This window comes from Streptomyces pseudoechinosporeus, from assembly GCF_054783935.1.
On the sequence record NZ_BAAGPS010000001.1, the window covers coordinates 533,085 to 548,765 of the forward strand.

Genomic DNA, 15,681 nt, shown 5'->3' on the forward strand with positions numbered 1-15,681 from the left:
GGGCGCCGGTAGCGTCCGCCCCATGGACAGCGGGCTCATGGACAGCGGTGTCGACACGCCGGACGCGCCCGGTGGCGGGATCACCGTGCGGCGGGCCCTGGAGCTGCCCGGGCTGCGCGGTGGCCTGCCAGAGGTCCTGGCGGGCGCCGACCGGCTGGACCGTACCGTGCGCTGGGTGCACGCGGGTGAGGTGCCGCACATCGCCTCGCTGCTCAAGGGCGGCGAGCTGCTGCTGACCACGGGGTACGGGCTCGGCACCCGCCCGGCCGAGCAGCGGGCGTTCGTGCGTACCCTCGCCGAGCGCGGGATCGCGGCGCTCGTCGTGGAGCTCGGTCCGCGCTTCACACGGCTGCCGGCGGCGCTCGTCGACACGGCGCGCGCCGCCGGTCTGCCGCTGGTCCAGCTGCACCGTGAGGTGCCGTTCGTGGCGGTCACGGAGGAAGTGCACACCGAGATCGTCAACGGCCACTACGCGCTGCTCCAGCGGGCCGAGGAGGTGCACCGCCGCTGCACCCAGGCGCTGCTCGGCGGGGGCGGGATCCCTCAAGTACTCGGCATTCTGGCCGACTTCAGCACAAATCCGGTGTTCCTGGAGACGCCGGACCGGCAGCTCCTGTACGCGGCCGGGGCAGGGCCCGCCGACACGGATCCGCTCCAGGTGTGGGAGGGCCTGCGCGGCCGGCACAAGGACGAGCCGCCCGCGGGGACGGTCCTGGTCGATGTGCCCGGCGGCGGCCCCGGCACCGGCTCGGTCCGAGCCCGGCTGGTGCTCCTGCCTGTGGCCGCCCCGCTCGCGCCCGTGCACCGGATGGCGGCGGAGCGGGCCGCGGGCATCCTCGCCGTGGTGCTGATGCAGGCCCGCCAGGAGGAGGAGCTGGCGGCGCGCGGTCGTGGCGACTTCCTCACCGATCTCGCCGAGGGCCGGGTCACCGCCGAGGACGCGCCCGCGCAGGCCCGCGTACTCGGCTTCAAGCCGGGCGGCGGCCCGCTGCTGCCGGTGGTGATGCGGCTGGCCGACGGCTTGTCCCCCGAAGGCGGAGGCTGGGCCGTCCTGGCGCGCGCGGTTGCCGAGGAGCTGGCCTCGGTGGGGGTGCCGGTCCTGGTGGGCGTACGTCCCGTGGAGGGCCGCGTCCCGCTGCTTCTGGGCCTGCGCGCGGAGTCCGAACGCCCCGCTGTCGCGGACCGGGTGGCGGCGGCGCTGCGGGCCGGTGTGGACCGCGCGGGCGTGCTGCGGCCCGGGGCGTCGCCGCCGGTCGTGGTGGTCGGTGTGGCCGGTGGCTGGGCGGCGGCGTCGGCGGGCCTGCGGCACGCGGCCGAGGCGGCGACGGCGGCGCAGGGGCTGTCCGACCGCCCCTGGTACGACGCCCGGCGCCTGGACATCGACCTGTTGCTGTGGCGGCTGCGGGACCACTCCGACCTCGCCGCCTTCGTGGACCGCGCGATCGGCCCTCTCCTGGACCACGACAACCGTTCCAAGCCGCCGCTCCTGCCCACCCTGGAGACGTACTTGGCCCACGCCGGCCGCAAGGCGGAGACGGCACGCGAACTGCACCTCAACCGGCAGACGCTCTACAACCGCCTCGCCCGCATCGGGGAGTTGCTGGGGACCGACCTGGAAGACCCGCAGACGGTACTGGCGCTGAGTCTGGCGCTGCGGGCCCGCAGGCTGGTCCCCTGGCCGACTACGGCAGAGGCAACGGCTTCGTCAACTCGTCGTAGACGCTGAGGACTTGGGCGACGGTCTCGTCCTCGGTCGGCCAGGAGGCGGCCTGGAGCGTGCCCTTGTCCTTCAGGACCTCTCGCCGTTCCGGATCTGCAAGGAGGCGTACGACGGCGTCGGCGAGCGCTTCCGCATCTGCGTGCGGTACGAGTTCGGCGGCGTCGCCGACCAGTTCGGGGATTCCGCCCGTCTCGGCCGCGACGAGCGGCACGCGCGCGTGGAGGGCTTCCTGGGCGAGCACGGAGCGCGCTTCCCCACCGCCGGGCAGCAGGGCGAGATCGGCTGCCGCCAGCAGCTCACCGACGTCGTCACGCCGCCCGACGAGACGTACTGGCAGCCCTTCGTTCTCGATACGCCGCTGAAGTTCTCCGCGCAGCGGCCCTTCCCCGGCGATCACGAGCAGCGGCACGGGCTCCAGTCGCCGCCAGGCGCGCGCGGCGTCCAGCAACGTGTCGTACCCCCGATGCCGCTCGAGCGAGCCGACAGCCATGAGCAACGGCCGGTCCGTGGCACCGAGTTCGGCCCGCGCCTTGGGACGCAGCCGCTCCAGCTCCTCGTCCCCGAAGGCGGGCCGCCGCGCCCCCGGCAGCGCGACCGCGGCAAGCCGGGCATCACGCGCCCCACTGCGCCGGGCCCGCTCCACAAGGTCGGACGAGGTCCCCAGGACCACCGAAGCGGCCTTCGCGACCCGCCGCTCCAGCAGCCGCAGCAGATGCGCCCGCGCCCCCTCGGTGTGCGCGCGGCTGTGCCAGGTCACGATGAATGGGACACGCCGCCCACCGAGCGCCATGGCCGCCCTCATCCCGGCATGCAGCCCATGCGCGTGCACAAGATCGGCATCCGCACAGGCCGCCCGCAACGCTGCCACGGAAGCCGGGTCGCTCCGCCGCGGCACGTGCACATGCTGGGCACCGACACCGCTGAAGTCGTACGCCCGGTCCGCCGCGACCGGTGCGCACACGGTCACGCGCACGCCTCGCGCCACAAGCCCCGACGCCAACGACCGCACATGCGCACTGCTCCCCGCACTGCCGCCGCCGAGCACCTGCACGGTACGCAGCGCCGACCGACCATGCGACAACTGGCTGCTTACGGTGCTCACGTGGCCGGGGCTCCTGGTTCAGCGACGGGCGGTCACGAAGAAAGTACAGAGATAACGCACACGGGAACGCTCCGCTGGGGTGTAGGGCGCGTTCTCCTACCCCTAAGGATGCCAGGACGCAGGGGCTTCCAGGACCACGGGTGCAGCGGTGGACCCGCGTAACGGGCGGGAGACGGGACCGCGGAGCCGCCAAGGCCACACCGCGGAGCGGCAGTTACCCGTCTCCCCGAGCCGTCGCCAGCAGTTCTTCCGCGTGGGCGCGGGCCGTTTCCGAGTCCTCCTGGCCCGCCAGCATGCGGGACAGTTCGCGGATGCGGTCCTCGCCCTCCAGGGCCTTCACACCGGAGCGGGTGACCGAGCCGTCGTTGGTCTTCTCGACGAGGAGCTGCCGGTCGGCGAAGGCGGCGACCTGGGGCAGGTGGGTGACGACGACGACCTGTGCGGTCTTGGCGAGGCGGGCGAGCCGGCGGCCGATCTCGACCGCGGCCTTGCCGCCGACGCCCGCGTCGACCTCGTCGAAGAGGTACGTCGGCACCGGATCCGTACCCGCGAACACGACCTCCACCGCGAGCATCACGCGCGACAGCTCACCACCGGACGCGCCCTTGGCGATCGGCCGCGGTGGCGCCCCCGGGTGCGGCGCGAGAAGCAACTCGACCTCGTCGACACCGGCAGGCCCGTACGCGACCGTGCGACCGCCCACCTCCACGCCGTCCGGGTCCTCCGTCTGCCGGATCGCGAACGACACGCGCGCGTGCGGCATGGCGAGCGAGGCGAGCTCGGCGGTCACGGCGGCGGCGAACCGCTCGGCGGCCTCCGTACGAGCGTCCGTCAACGCCTGTGCCAGCCCGCCCAGTTCGGCCCGCAACGCGTCCCGTTCGGCCGTCAGCTCACCGATCCGGTCGTCGTCCCCCTCCAACTCCAAGAGCCGCGCGGCCCCTTGCTCGGCCCAGGCCAGCACGGCACCCACGTCCTCACCGTACTTGCGCGTCAGCGCGGTGAGCGCGGCCCGCCGCTCCTCGACCGCCGCGAGCCGCAGCGGATCGGCGTCCAGGTCATCGGCGTACCCCGCCAACTCCCCCGCCACATCGCCCAGCAGAATCCCGATCTCCCCGATCCGGTCGGCGAGCGCGGCCAGCGCGGAGTCGTGGGAACGCACCGACTCCAGTGCCCGGTGCGCGCCCGCGACGAGCGTCGTGGCGTCGATGCCCTCGGGGTCCTCGGGGTTGCCGGCCAGCGCCGCGTGCGCCGCCGTGGCCGCGGACGCGAGCGCCTCGGCATGCCCCAGCCGCTCGGCCTCGGCCGCCAGCTCCACGTCCTCGCCCGCCCGCGGCTCCACCGCCGCGATCTCGTCGAGCCCGAAACGCAGCATGTCGGCTTCCTGGGCACGTTCCCGCGCGCGCGTGGTGATCTCGTCCAGCTCGGCCGAGATGGCCCGCAGCCGACGGTAGGCGCTCGCGTACTTGGCGAGCGGCACGGCGACCGCGTCCCCCGCGTACCGGTCGAGTGCCTGCCGCTGCCGGGACAGCTTGAGCAGCCCCTGCTGGTCGGACTGACCGTGTACGGCGACAAGCTCGTCGGCGAGTTCGGCGAGCACCCCCACGGGCACGGAACGCCCGCCCAGGTGGGCCCGCGACCGCCCTTCGGCGGACACGGTACGGCTGATCAGCAGCGCCCCGTCGTCGAGCTCGGCCCCCGCCTCCTCGGCCCGTACGACCGCCGAGGCGCCCTCGGGAACGGTGATCCGCCCCTCCACCACCGCGTTCTTGGCGCCGATCCGCACGAGACCCGCATCCGCGCGCCCGCCCAGCAGCAGCCCAAGGCTGGTGACCACCATCGTCTTGCCCGCCCCGGTCTCACCGGTCACGGCGGTAAAGCCGGGCGACAACTCGACGACGGCGTCATCGATGACTCCGAGCGACCGTATCCGCATCTCCTCCAGCACGACCACGACCTTACGAGGTCAGGAGGCCGGTACGCGACGCCCCCCAGCTTCGTTACCGGAAGGCGCAGTCTTTCAGGGGCGCGGGGAACTGCGCGACCAGCCACAACGCACCCGCAGCGAACATACGACCCCAGGAGGGCCTGGGGGCGCGGCCCCCAGTTTCGGGAAGGGGCGGGGCTGGGGAAGAAAACCCCCTAATGCGGAGCCCCCCGCCAACCCGCCACAGGCAACGCGAACTTGGCAACAAGCCGATCCGTGAACGAAGCATGGTGCAACCGAGCAAGCCGCACCGGCACAGCCCCCCGCCGCACCTCCACCCGCGCCCCCTGCGGCAACTCGATCGTGCGCCGCCCATCGCACCACAACACCCCATGCGGAGTGTGCTGCTGAACCTCCACAGCAAGCACCGAATCCGGCGAGGTGACCAGCGGCTTGGCGAACAGCGCATGCGCACTGATCGGCACCATGAGCAGCGCCTCGACCTCCGGCCACACCACGGGGCCACCGGCGGAAAATGCGTACGCCGTAGACCCGGTAGGAGTCGCGCAGACTATGCCGTCACACCCGAACCCGGTGACGGGCCGCCCGTCGATCTCCAGGACGACCTCGAGAAGCCGCTCGGCGGAAACCTTCTGCACGGCGGCCTCATTGAGCGCCCAGTCCGTGTGCACGACATCACCGTTGCTGTGCACGACGACATCGACGGTCATACGCTCCTCGACCTCGTACGCCCGAGTCACCACCCGGTCGACAACCTTGTCGAGATCGTCACGCTCGGCCTCCGCGAGGAAGCCGACGCGCCCCAGGTTGACGCCGAGCATCGGCACCCCGGAGGCGCGCGCGAACTCGGCGCCACGCAGTAGCGTCCCGTCACCGCCCAGCACGATCAGCAGCTCACACCCGTCGAGGCACTCGGGAGTCGCCTCCTTGACGAGTTCCACGGTCGGCGGCAGCGGCAGATCGGCCGCCTCGGCCTCGAGCACCCGTACACCGAGCCCGGAGCGCAGCAGCCCCTGGACGACGAGTTCGGCACTGCGGATGGCCGCGGGCCGCCCGGTGTGGGCCAGCAGGAAAACAGTACGAGCTCGGATATCGGTCAACGCGGCCCCTCCGCCACTGCACGGTCTACGTCGGCCGGGTCCAGTTCGGGCGCACCGGCTCGCAGCCACAGAAAGTACTCGACGTTCCCAGAGGGCCCGGGCAGCGGGCTGGCCGTAACGCCCTTCACCCCGAGCCCCAACCCCCAGGCGTGCCGGGCCACCCCGCGCACGGCCTCGGCCCGCAGTTCGGGGCTGCGGACGACACCGCCGCTCCCCAGCCGCTCCTTGCCCACCTCGAACTGCGGCTTGACCATCATCACCAGGTCGGCATCGGGCGCCGCGCACCGCACGAGGGCGGGCAGCACCAGTCCGAGCGGGATGAAGGACAAGTCACCGACAACAAGATCCACCGGCTCCCCATCGATCGCCTCCAACGTCAACTCGCGTACGTTCTTACGGTCCTTGACGGTGACCCGTTCATCGCTTTGGAGTGACCATGCCAGCTGCCCGTAGCCGACATCGACGGCGACGACGTGGGCGGCTCCCGTGCGCAGCAGTACGTCGGTGAATCCGCCGGTCGAGGCGCCTGCGTCCAGGGCCCGCCGTCCCTCGACCTTCAGGCCCTGCGGCACGAAGACCTTCAGCGCCCCCGCCAGCTTGTGGCCGCCGCGCGAGACGTAGTCGGGGTCGCTGTCGTCCCGGGTGACCACGATGGCGGCGGCGGTCTCCACCTGGGTGGCGGGCTTCGTCGCGAGTGTCTTGCCGACGGTGACCCGCCCGGCGGCGATCAGCTGGCCGGCGTGCTCCCGCGAGCGGGCGAGCTTCCGGCGGACCAGCTCGGCGTCGAGGCGGCGTCGTGCCACTCCTGCCACGTTCGGTTCAGCTCCTGTTGTTCATGCTGTACGGCGCCGGGGGCCCCGGAGGCCCCGAGGGTCCTTGGTGTCCCGGGCGGGCGTCGAGTGCGGTGAGCGCGTCGCGCAGCCCCCGGTGCACATCTTCGTACACCTCGATGTGCCCGTCCGCGGCGAGGTGGTCGGCATCGGCGAGACGGTCGAGTTGGGCGTCCACCTCGGCGTTCCCGGTGGGCGTGCGCGGCACGTTCAGCGGGGCGGGGGCGGCAGGGTCGTACGTGGGTCCGGTCGCCGTGCCGACTTCGAGTCCGGCCCCGGGTCCGGTCTCCGCGCCGACGTCGAGCCGGGCCTCGGATTCGGCCTCGGGTCGGACCTCGGATTCGGTCTCCGAGTCGGCCCCGGCTCCGGCCCCCGGTTCGGCGGGAAGCTCCCAGTCGTTCATGCCCCGACGCTACCGCGAAGCGCTGGGGTACCGTCGTCCGCGATGGCCACGATTGAGGAGTGCCGCAGCGCACTCGACAAACTTTCGGACAACATGGCGGGCGCGGAGGGCGACGTGCGCAGTGCCGCCGCCCTCGACCGCTCGCTGAGCTGCCGTATCACCGACCTCGACATCACCTTCGTAGGGCGTCTCAAGGACGGCCGCATTGAGGTGCTCGACACGGTGCAGGGTCCTCCGCCCGAGAAGGCCCAGATCCGGCTCAGGATGACCGGTGACGATCTGGTCGCCCTGGTGAACGGCGAGCTGCACTTCGCGAAGGCCTGGGGCTCGGGCCGGGTCAGGCTCGAAGCGGGCCTGCGCGACCTGCTCCGGCTCAGAAAGCTGCTCTGAGCCGGCTCTGACCCGGTTCTGGGGGTTCAGGAATCCTTCGCGACGCTGACGGCAGCGGACGTACGCGCCTTCCGCGCCGCCGGCACCACCAGCGGCGTACCCGTCTCCGGGTCGTCGATGACCTGGCAGCGCAGCCCGAAGACCTCCTCGACCAGCTCGGCCGTGACGATGTCGGACGGCGCGCCCTGCGCGATGATCGAACCCTCTCGCAGGGCGATCAGATGCGTCGCGTACCGGGCCGCGTGGTTGAGGTCGTGCAGCACGGCGACCAGGGTCCGGCCCTGCTCCTCGTGGAGTTCGGCACACAGGTCGAGTACGTCGATCTGGTGCTGGATGTCGAGATAGGTGGTCGGCTCGTCGAGCAGCAGCAGCGGGGTCTGCTGGGCGAGCGCCATGGCGATCCAGACGCGCTGGCGCTGGCCGCCGGAGAGTTCGTCGACATAGCGGTCGGCCAGTTCGGCAACCCCGGTCGAGGTCATCGACTCCAGTACGACCCGTTCGTCCTCGGAGGACCACTGCCGCAGCAGCCCCTGGTGCGGGTAGCGTCCGCGGCCCACCAGGTCGCCGACCGTGATCCCGTCGGGCGCGATCGACGACTGCGGCAGCAGCCCGAGCGTCCTGGCCACCTTCTTCGCGGGCATCGACTGGATCACCTGCCCGTCGAGCAGCACCCGGCCCTGGCTCGGCTTCAGCATCCGGGACAGGGCGCGCAACAGGGTGGACTTGCCGCAGGCGTTCGGGCCGACGATGACAGTGAAGGAGTTGTCGGGTATCTCGACCGACAGCTGCTCGGCGATGACCCGCTGGTCGTAGGCGAGGGTGACGTTCTCGGCGGACAGGCGGTTCACAGTGCTCCTTTGGGTGTTCGTGTGCGGCCCGCCATCGGCGCCCGTACTCGTCTTGCCGTCGGTGTTCATATCCGGCCCGCCTTGCGCTCGGTGACGAGAAGCCACAGCAGATAGATGCCGCCGAGCACTCCGGTCACCACCCCGACGGGCAGCTGGTCGGCGCCGAAGGCCCGCTGCGAGGCCCAGTCGGCGGCGACCAGCAGGGTGGCGCCCATGCACATCGCGGGCATCAGGTTCGGCCCCGGCGAGCGAGTGAGGCGCCGGGCGAGCTGCGGCGCGGTGAGCGCGACGAAGGCGACCGGGCCCGCGGCGGCGGTGGCGGCCGCGGTGAGCAGCACGGCGGCCAGCATCAGCAGCATCCGCGTCCGCTCGACCCGCACTCCGAGCGCGTACGCGACGTCGTCGCCCATCTCCAGCATGTACAGCCCGCGCGCGTTGCCCAGGACGAGGGGTACGAGGACGGCGCACAGCCCGAGCAGCGGCCAGACCTGTTCCCAGTCACGGCCGTTGAGCGAGCCCGTCATCCACACGACCGCACGGGCCGCGTCCACGATGTCGGCCTTGGTGAGCAGATAGCCGTTGACGGCCACGGCCATCGCGGAGACACCGATACCGACCAGAACCAGTCGATACCCGTGCACACCCCGCTTCCAGGCGAGCACATAGATGGCAAGTCCGGTCACCAGACCACCGAAGAGCGCCCCGAGGGTGACCTCGGCCGCACTCCCCGAGAACAGCACGATCACGGTGAGTGCGCCGACCGTCGAGCCCTGCGCGAGACCGAGCACATCCGGACTGCCCAGCGGATTGCGGGAGATGGCCTGGAAGAGGGCGCCGCCGAGCCCGAGCGAGGCCCCCACCAGGAGGCCGACGAGAACCCGCGGCAGCCGCAGCTCATTGACGATGAACTCCTGCCCCGCGTCCCCGTTGCCGAGCAGCGTCTTCAGCACGTCGGCGGCCGGGATCGGGAAGTCGCCGGTGCCGATGAGTACGACGCTCGCGACGAGCGCGGCCCCCAGCAGCAGGACGACGACCGTGAGCGAGCGGACGTCGATACGGACGGACAGCCCGCCGCGGGTACGGACGGGCCGGGCGCGGAACGGCCGGGCGGAACCGGCCTGTTTGGTCAGGACCTTCACAGCTGCGCCGTCCTCCGCCGTCGTACGAGAAAGATGAAGACCGGGCCGCCGAGGATCGCGGTGACGATGCCGACCTGGAGCTCGGCGGGCCGCGCGACCATCCGGCCGACCACATCGGCGCCGAGCAGCAGCACCGGCGAGAGCACGGTGGCGTACGGCAGGATCCAGCGCAGATCGGGACCGGTGAAGGACCGTACGACGTGCGGGACCATCAGCCCGACGAACACGATCGGCCCGCAGGCGGCCGTCGCTGCCCCGCACAGCAGGGTCGCGGCCGCCATGGACAGCGCGCGGGTACGGCCCAGATGCGCGCCGAGCGCACGGGCGGTGTCGTCGCCCATGGCCATGGCGTTCAGCGGCCGGGCGAGGGCCAGCGCCAGGACCGTGCCGATCGCGAGGAACGGCAGCACCTGCTCGATGGTCCTGTCGTTGGCCGAGGACAGCGAACCGACCGTCCAGAAGCGCATTTTGCCGAGCGCCGCCTCGTCCATGATCATCACGGCCTGCAGATAGCCGTAGAGCGCGGCGCTGAGCGCGGTGCCGGCGAGCGCGAGCCGCACTGGCGTCGCGCCCCGGCTGCCGCCGAGGACGTACACCAGGACCCCGACCACGGCCGCGCCCCCGAAGGCGAACCACACATAGCCGCTCAGCGAGGTGACGCCGAAGTAGGTGATGGCCGTGACGACGGCCGCGGACGCGCCCGCGTTGATGCCGAGCAGTCCGGGATCGGCCAGCGGATTGCGGGTGAGCGCCTGGAGTACGGCTCCGGCGAGGCCGAGCGCGGCGCCGACGAGCAGCCCGAGGACGGTACGCGAAAGCCGCTCGTTCACCACGACGTCGCCGTACGTGCCCGAGTCGTCGAACAGACCGTGCCAGACCTGGCTCAGGGACAGGTCTTTCGCGCCGATCGCGATGCTCGCCAGCGCGATGAGCACCAGCACGGCTAGGGACACGAGGAGCCCGGCGGTCCGTATCGCCCGGCGTTTGGGGGGCGCGGGGGTGGTCTCCGCGTTCGGTTCTGGGGGACTGTCGACCAACACGCAGTTAGGTTAGCCTACCCTCCCCATTTGGCTCGATTCGTGCGCCCGCAGGACTCCGTTGGTCCTGCGGACCTGCGCGCTCCCTCAGTCCCGGAGCCCGCGAGTAGTGGCGTCCCCGGGGACCTGCGGCTCAAAGTCCCAGCCGTGCCAGTGCTTTGCCCCCGTCCAGCTCGCATGTCCCGTCCCCGGCCGCCGTCCAGGCGGCGGCGCACAGCGCCCGCAGCCCGTCGAGCGCCTTGCCCTCACCCTCCAGCTCCAGCCGCTCATCTCCAGCAATGGCGGTCCAACCGCCGCAGCGGAACCCCTCGCCCACCTCGACAACCTCGGGCTGCCCGGTCAACAGCCCCCGCAGATCGGCGTCGACGTACGTCGGCCGGTGCTTGGGCGACGCGGCAAGGAGCTGCGCGCCGTCCGTCACCCCGGTCAGCACCAGCAGCGAGTCCACCTCGCCGTTGAACGCCCCCTCGATGTCCGTGTCCAGCCGGTCCCCGACCACCAGCGGCCGCACCGCCCCCGTCCGCAGAATCGTCTCCCGGTGCATCGGCGGCAGCGGCTTTCCGGCCACCTGCGGCTCGGCGCCCGTCGCGATCCGTACGACCTCCACGGCCGCCCCATTGCCCGGAGCGATCCCCCGCGCACTGGGGATCGTCAAGTCGGTGTTGGAGGCGAACCACGGCACCCCACGCGCGATGGCATAACAGGCCTCCGCGAAACGCCCCCAGGGCAGCTCAGGCCCGCCGTACCCCTGCACGACCGCCACCGGCTCGTCCTCGGCCGACTCGACCGGCACGAGCCCACGCTCACGCAACGCGACCCGCAGCCCGTCCCCACCGATCACCAACACCCGTGCCCCCGCGGGCACTTGCTCGCTGATCAGCCGGGCCACGGCCTGCGCCGAGGTGATGACGTCCGACTCCTCGGCCGGTATCCCCAGCTCCGTGAGGTGCGCGGCCACCGTGTCGGGTGTCCGCAGCGCGTTGTTCGTGACGTACGCGAGATGCATCCCGCCCGCACGAGCGGTGCCGAGCGACTCGACGGCGTACGCGATCGCCTCTCCGCCCGCGTACACCACCCCGTCCAGGTCGAGCAGCGCCGTGTCGTACGCCTCGCTCAGGGGCCGGTCGCTCCCCTCGGGCCGCGTCCTCACGGTCTGGCTCATCACACATCGCTCCTCGTTCGATCCCATTGCCCCGATCATCGCGCATGCCACTGACACTCTTACGATGCATCAATGAACACTGCAGGTCCCGCGGACGTACCGGCATCCATGGGCCTTGATCTCACCCCGTTCCGGGGCCTGCGCTACGACCCCGACCGGGTCGGCAGCCTCTCCGCCGTAACCTCCCCGCCGTACGACGTGGTCGTACGCCCCGACGGACTGCACCACCTCGAATCGTCCGACCCGCACAACATCGTCCGTCTGATCCTCCCCCAGGCCGCCACGCCCACCGCCCGCAACAAGAAGGCGGCGGACACCCTCCAACGCTGGCTCGCCGAGGGCGTCCTGGCCACCGACTCCGAGCCGGGCCTGTACGTCTACGAACAGCGCGACGGCGACGGCATGCTCCAGCGCGGCCTCATCGGCGCCCTGCGCCTGTCGGAGCCGTCGGAGGGCGTGGTCCTGCCGCACGAAGACGTCATGCCGCACATCGTCGCCGACCGCGCGGACCTGATGCGCGCCACGTCCGCGAACCTCGAACCCCTCCTCCTGACCTACCGCGGCAACGGCTCCGCCGCCGACGCGACCGCCGTCATCGAGCGCACGGCCCAGCATCCGCCGCTCCTGGCCACGACCACGGAGGACGGCTTCAGCCACCGCCTGTGGTCGGTGACCGACTCCGAGGACCTGACCGCGATCCAGAAGGACCTGGCCCGCCACCAGGCCCTCATCGCGGACGGCCACCACCGCTGGGCCACGTATCTGCGCCTGCGCGCCGAACACCCCTCCCCCAGTCCCTGGGACTTCGGCCTGGTGCTCCTGGTCGACACCGCGCGCTACCCGCTCCGGGTCCGCGCGATCCACCGCCTCCTGCACCACCTTCCCGTCGCGGAGGCCCTGGCCTCCCTCGGCGACTCCTTCCGCGTACGCCCCGTCCAAGGCCCCCTCTCCGAAGCCCTGGAGGCCCTCTCCGTAGCGGCCGCCGAGGGAAATGCCTTCCTCCTTGCCGGCGATGGCGCCTTCCACCTGGTCGATCGCCCCTCCCCGGACCTCCTCGCCCGTACGATCCCGGCCGACCGTCCGGAGGCCTGGCGCACCCTCGACGCAACGGTTCTGCACTCCGCACTCCTCGACCACATCTGGCACATCCCGGACGTCCCGGAGCACATCGCGTACATCCACGACACCGCCGCCACGGTCACCAAGGCCGAACGGGAGGGCGGCACGGCCGTTCTGATGCACCCGGTCCGTGAAGAAGTCGTACGCGACCTGGCGAGCCTGGGAGTCACGATGCCCCGCAAGTCGACATCGTTCGGCCCGAAGCCGGCATCGGGCCTGGTGCTGCGCGCGCTGGAGCGCTGATACGCGGATGGGCAGGACCCCGTGGGGATCCCGCCCATCCTCTGCACGTACGCCTCCTGCGTGGGCGTCAGTCAGTGCTCCAGGCCGCTGCCCTCGTCCTCTTCGGAGTCATCCTTGGCCGACGCGGGCGCGATGTCGCTCTCGCTGTCCCTTTCGCTGTCCGTCTCGTTCTCGCTCTCGTCGGCGAGTACGTCGACGAACTCGACGCCGTCCATCTCGGCAAGCCGGTCCGAGGCGTCCGTGGTTCCGTCCTTGTCGGACTCGACGGCCTTCGCGAACCACTCGCGCGCCTCGTCCTCACGCCCGGCCGCGAGCAGCACGTCGGCATACGCATAGCGCAGCCGCGCCGTCCAGGGCTGAACCGAATTGGACGCCAGCTCGGGGCTCTGCAGCGTCACGATGGCGGCGTCGAGCTGCCCCATGTCGCGCCGCGCCCCGGCCGCCACGAGCCGCATCTCGACCTGACCCGCCTTGTCGAGCTTCTGCACCTCGGGCGCCCCGGCCATCTCCATCGCCTTCTCAGGCCGCCCGAGACCCCGCTCGCAGTCCGCCATGACGGGCCACAGGTCCACGTTCCCGGTCATCCGCCGCGCGGCCCGGAACTCGGCGAGCGCCTCGCTGTACTTCTGGTTCGCGTACGCCGCGAAGCCGGCTGCCTCGCGTACGGCGGCCACACGCGACGCCAGCCGCAGGGCGACCCTGGAGTAGCCGTACGCTCCCTCGGGGTCCTCGTCGATGAGCCTGGCCACCATCACCAGGTTCTTGGCGACATCCTCGGCAAGCCCCTTCGGCAGACTCTGCAGCTCCTGCCGTACGTCCTTGTCGATCTCCTCGCCGGTGACGTCCTCGGGGATCGGCAGCCGCTTGATCGGCTCACGATCCCGCTCCCGCTCCTCACGGAAGCGCCCGCCACCACGCCGGTCATCGCCCCGCCGGTCGTCCCGCCCCCGGAAACCACCGGGCCCCCCACGACTGTCCTCACGCCTCGGCCCACGGCCACCACGCTCGTCCCGTCCGCGCTCATCCCGCCCACGGAAGCCACCGCGGCTGTCGTCCCGACGGAAACCACCGCGATCGCCACGGTCCCCGTCCCGCCGGTCATCACGGCGCGCGTAACTACCGCGGTCACCTTGCCTCTGCTCATCACGCCGATCGTCCCGGCGATCGTCACGACGGAAACCACCGCGATCATCATCGCGACGCTCGTCACGGCGTGCGGCCGGCCGCTCGCCCTCACGCCGAGGACCACCACGGCTGTCGTCCCGACGGAACCCACCACGGTCACCGCCACCACGACTGTCATCGCGCCGCGGCCCACCGGGACGATCGTCACGACGAAACGCCGGACGGTCCCCCTCACGCCGGAACCCGCCCCGGTCACGATCGTCGCCCCGCCGCTCGTCGCGACGGAAACCTCCGCCACGGTTCTCGTCCCGACGGAAGCCACCGCGATCGCCACGGTCCTCACCACGGCGATCATCCCGCCGGAAGGCCGGCCGGTCACCGCCACCACTGTTGTCACGCCGGAACGCCGGGCGGTCACCACCACGATCACCGCCACCGCGCCGGTCATCGCCCCGGAAGCCACCACGCTCGCCGTCCCTGCGGTCGTCGCGACGGAAACCCCCGCGGTCATCACTGCGGCGGTCGTCATGGCGTGCGGCCGGCCGGTCGCCCTCACGCCGAGGACCACCACGACTGTCGTCCCGACGGAACCCACCACGGTCACCGCCACCACGACTGTCATCACGACGGAACGCCGGACGGTCCCCCTCACGCCGGAACCCGCCCCGGTCACGATCGTCGCCCCGCCGCTCGTCGCGACGGAAACCTCCGCCACGGTTCTCGTCCCGACGGAAGCCACCGCGATCGCCACGGTCCTCACCACGACGGTCGTCACGACGTGCGGCTGGCCGGTCACCGCCACCACTGTTGTCACGCCGGAACGCCGGGCGGTCGCCCTCACGCCGAGGACCACCACGGCTGTCGTCCCGACGGAAACCACCACGGTCACCGCCACCACGACGGTCGTCACGCCGACCGTAGCCGCCACGGTCATTGTCGCGTCGCGGCCCCCCGCGGGAGGCGCCGCGGTCACCACTGTCCCGGCGGCGCTGATCGCGCTCCGGTCGCTCGTCGGGAGAGTTGGTGGACATGGTGACTCCTGTCATTGGTACCGCAAGTCATTCTCGCGCAGAAACGGGTACCCTGCGCGCTTCGGAAAAACAAAAAAGGACCTCTGGCCCCAGCGAGTCGCTGGGACCAGAGGTCCTCCAAAGATTGTTCGGCGGTGTCCTACTCTCCCACAGGGTCCCCCCTGCAGTACCATCGGCGCTGTGAGGCTTAGCTTCCGGGTTCGGAATGTGACCGGGCGTTTCCCTCACGCTATGACCACCGAAACCCTAATGGTTTCGAGCGAACAAGCACACTCTTCAGTTAAATGTTCCGCTCAAAGCCGACAACGGTTCGTTGCCTCAGAACCGACACAGTGGACGCGAGCATCTGGGGACAAGCCCTCGGCCTATTAGTACCGGTCACCTCCGGCGGTTACCCGCCTTCCAGATCCGGCCTATCAACCCCATCGTCTCTGGGGAGCCTTAACCCCTCTAGGGGGTGGGAGTCCTCATCTCGAAGCAGGCTTCC

The 15,681-nt window shown here is 71.4% G+C and carries 13 protein-coding genes, 2 rRNA genes and 1 pseudogene; 3 read left to right on the plus strand and 13 right to left on the minus strand.

Annotation, left to right across the window (positions count from 1 at the left end):
- The first annotated feature begins 37 nt into the window (after positions 1 to 37).
- Positions 38 to 1,726 carry a PucR family transcriptional regulator gene (locus ACYVO6_RS02395; protein ID WP_461056730.1) on the plus strand — a complete coding sequence of 563 codons (1,689 nt, stop codon included), beginning with the start codon at positions 38 to 40 and terminating at the stop codon, positions 1,724 to 1,726.
- On the opposite strand, the gene ACYVO6_RS02400 is transcribed toward ACYVO6_RS02395, so the two are convergent.
- The 5 genes from ACYVO6_RS02400 to ACYVO6_RS02420 all read right to left on the minus strand — a co-directional run bounded on the left by ACYVO6_RS02400 (position 1,683) and on the right by ACYVO6_RS02420 (position 7,100).
- Positions 1,683 to 2,822 (minus strand): glycosyltransferase family 4 protein, encoded by a 1,140-nt coding sequence (locus ACYVO6_RS02400; RefSeq protein WP_461056694.1) that lies wholly within the window; start codon positions 2,820 to 2,822, stop codon positions 1,683 to 1,685. The two genes, ACYVO6_RS02395 and ACYVO6_RS02400, sit on opposite strands and share 44 nt — an antisense overlap.
- Positions 2,823 to 3,036: 214 nt before the next feature.
- Entirely contained in the window at positions 3,037 to 4,755 is a 1,719-nt protein-coding gene (gene recN / locus ACYVO6_RS02405) for a DNA repair protein RecN (protein WP_461056731.1), read from the minus strand.
- A 206-nt stretch (positions 4,756 to 4,961) separates the two neighbouring features.
- On the minus strand, positions 4,962 to 5,867 hold the full coding sequence (locus ACYVO6_RS02410) for an NAD kinase (protein WP_461056695.1): 906 nt from the start codon (positions 5,865 to 5,867) through the stop codon (positions 4,962 to 4,964).
- The gene (locus ACYVO6_RS02415) at positions 5,864 to 6,679 is read right to left on the minus strand and encodes a TlyA family RNA methyltransferase (protein WP_461056696.1); all 816 of its coding nucleotides are present in this window, start codon (positions 6,677 to 6,679) and stop codon (positions 5,864 to 5,866) included. The genes ACYVO6_RS02410 and ACYVO6_RS02415 overlap by 4 nt, the downstream gene beginning before the upstream one ends.
- 7 nt (positions 6,680 to 6,686) lie before the next feature.
- Complete coding sequence (locus ACYVO6_RS02420) at positions 6,687 to 7,100, minus strand: hypothetical protein (RefSeq protein WP_461056697.1); 414 nt, start codon at positions 7,098 to 7,100, stop codon at positions 6,687 to 6,689.
- Positions 7,101 to 7,142: 42 nt separating this feature from the next.
- Between ACYVO6_RS02420 and ACYVO6_RS02425 the strand changes: the two genes are divergently transcribed.
- The gene (locus tag ACYVO6_RS02425) at positions 7,143 to 7,490 is read left to right on the plus strand and encodes an SCP2 sterol-binding domain-containing protein (RefSeq protein WP_461056698.1); all 348 of its coding nucleotides are present in this window, start codon (positions 7,143 to 7,145) and stop codon (positions 7,488 to 7,490) included.
- Between the two features lie 26 nt (positions 7,491 to 7,516).
- On the opposite strand, the gene ACYVO6_RS02430 is transcribed toward ACYVO6_RS02425, so the two are convergent.
- The 4 genes from ACYVO6_RS02430 to ACYVO6_RS02445 form a co-directional block, all read right to left on the minus strand.
- Positions 7,517 to 8,407 (minus strand): ABC transporter ATP-binding protein, encoded by an 891-nt coding sequence (locus ACYVO6_RS02430; RefSeq protein ID WP_461056699.1) that lies wholly within the window; start codon positions 8,405 to 8,407, stop codon positions 7,517 to 7,519.
- On the minus strand, positions 8,404 to 9,477 hold the full coding sequence (locus ACYVO6_RS02435; RefSeq protein ID WP_461056700.1) for a FecCD family ABC transporter permease: 1,074 nt from the start codon (positions 9,475 to 9,477) through the stop codon (positions 8,404 to 8,406). Before ACYVO6_RS02435 ends, ACYVO6_RS02430 begins: the two co-directional genes overlap by 4 nt.
- The gene (locus ACYVO6_RS02440) at positions 9,474 to 10,517 is read right to left on the minus strand and encodes a FecCD family ABC transporter permease (protein WP_461056701.1); all 1,044 of its coding nucleotides are present in this window, start codon (positions 10,515 to 10,517) and stop codon (positions 9,474 to 9,476) included. The genes ACYVO6_RS02435 and ACYVO6_RS02440 overlap by 4 nt, the downstream gene beginning before the upstream one ends.
- Before the next feature lie 130 nt (positions 10,518 to 10,647).
- On the minus strand, positions 10,648 to 11,676 hold the full coding sequence (locus ACYVO6_RS02445) for an HAD hydrolase-like protein (protein ID WP_461056702.1): 1,029 nt from the start codon (positions 11,674 to 11,676) through the stop codon (positions 10,648 to 10,650).
- 72 nt (positions 11,677 to 11,748) lie between these two features.
- Between ACYVO6_RS02445 and ACYVO6_RS02450 the strand changes: the two genes are divergently transcribed.
- Positions 11,749 to 13,038: a DUF1015 domain-containing protein gene (locus ACYVO6_RS02450; protein ID WP_461056703.1), complete on the plus strand. Its 1,290-nt coding sequence runs from the start codon at positions 11,749 to 11,751 to the stop codon at positions 13,036 to 13,038.
- Positions 13,039 to 13,109: 71 nt separating this feature from the next.
- Here ACYVO6_RS02450 and ACYVO6_RS02455 read toward each other — a convergent pair whose 3' ends face one another.
- The 4 genes and pseudogenes from ACYVO6_RS02455 to ACYVO6_RS02470 all read right to left on the minus strand — a co-directional run.
- Complete coding sequence (locus tag ACYVO6_RS02455) at positions 13,110 to 13,898, minus strand: hypothetical protein (RefSeq protein ID WP_461056732.1); 789 nt, start codon at positions 13,896 to 13,898, stop codon at positions 13,110 to 13,112.
- A 567-nt stretch (positions 13,899 to 14,465) separates the two neighbouring features.
- Positions 14,466 to 15,209 (minus strand): annotated as a pseudogene (locus ACYVO6_RS02460) (hypothetical protein); the annotation flags it as partial.
- 111 nt (positions 15,210 to 15,320) lie between these two features.
- Positions 15,321 to 15,437, minus strand: a 5S ribosomal RNA gene (gene rrf / locus ACYVO6_RS02465).
- A 105-nt stretch (positions 15,438 to 15,542) separates the two neighbouring features.
- Positions 15,543 to 15,681: ribosomal RNA gene (locus tag ACYVO6_RS02470) — 23S ribosomal RNA — on the minus strand; the annotation flags it as partial.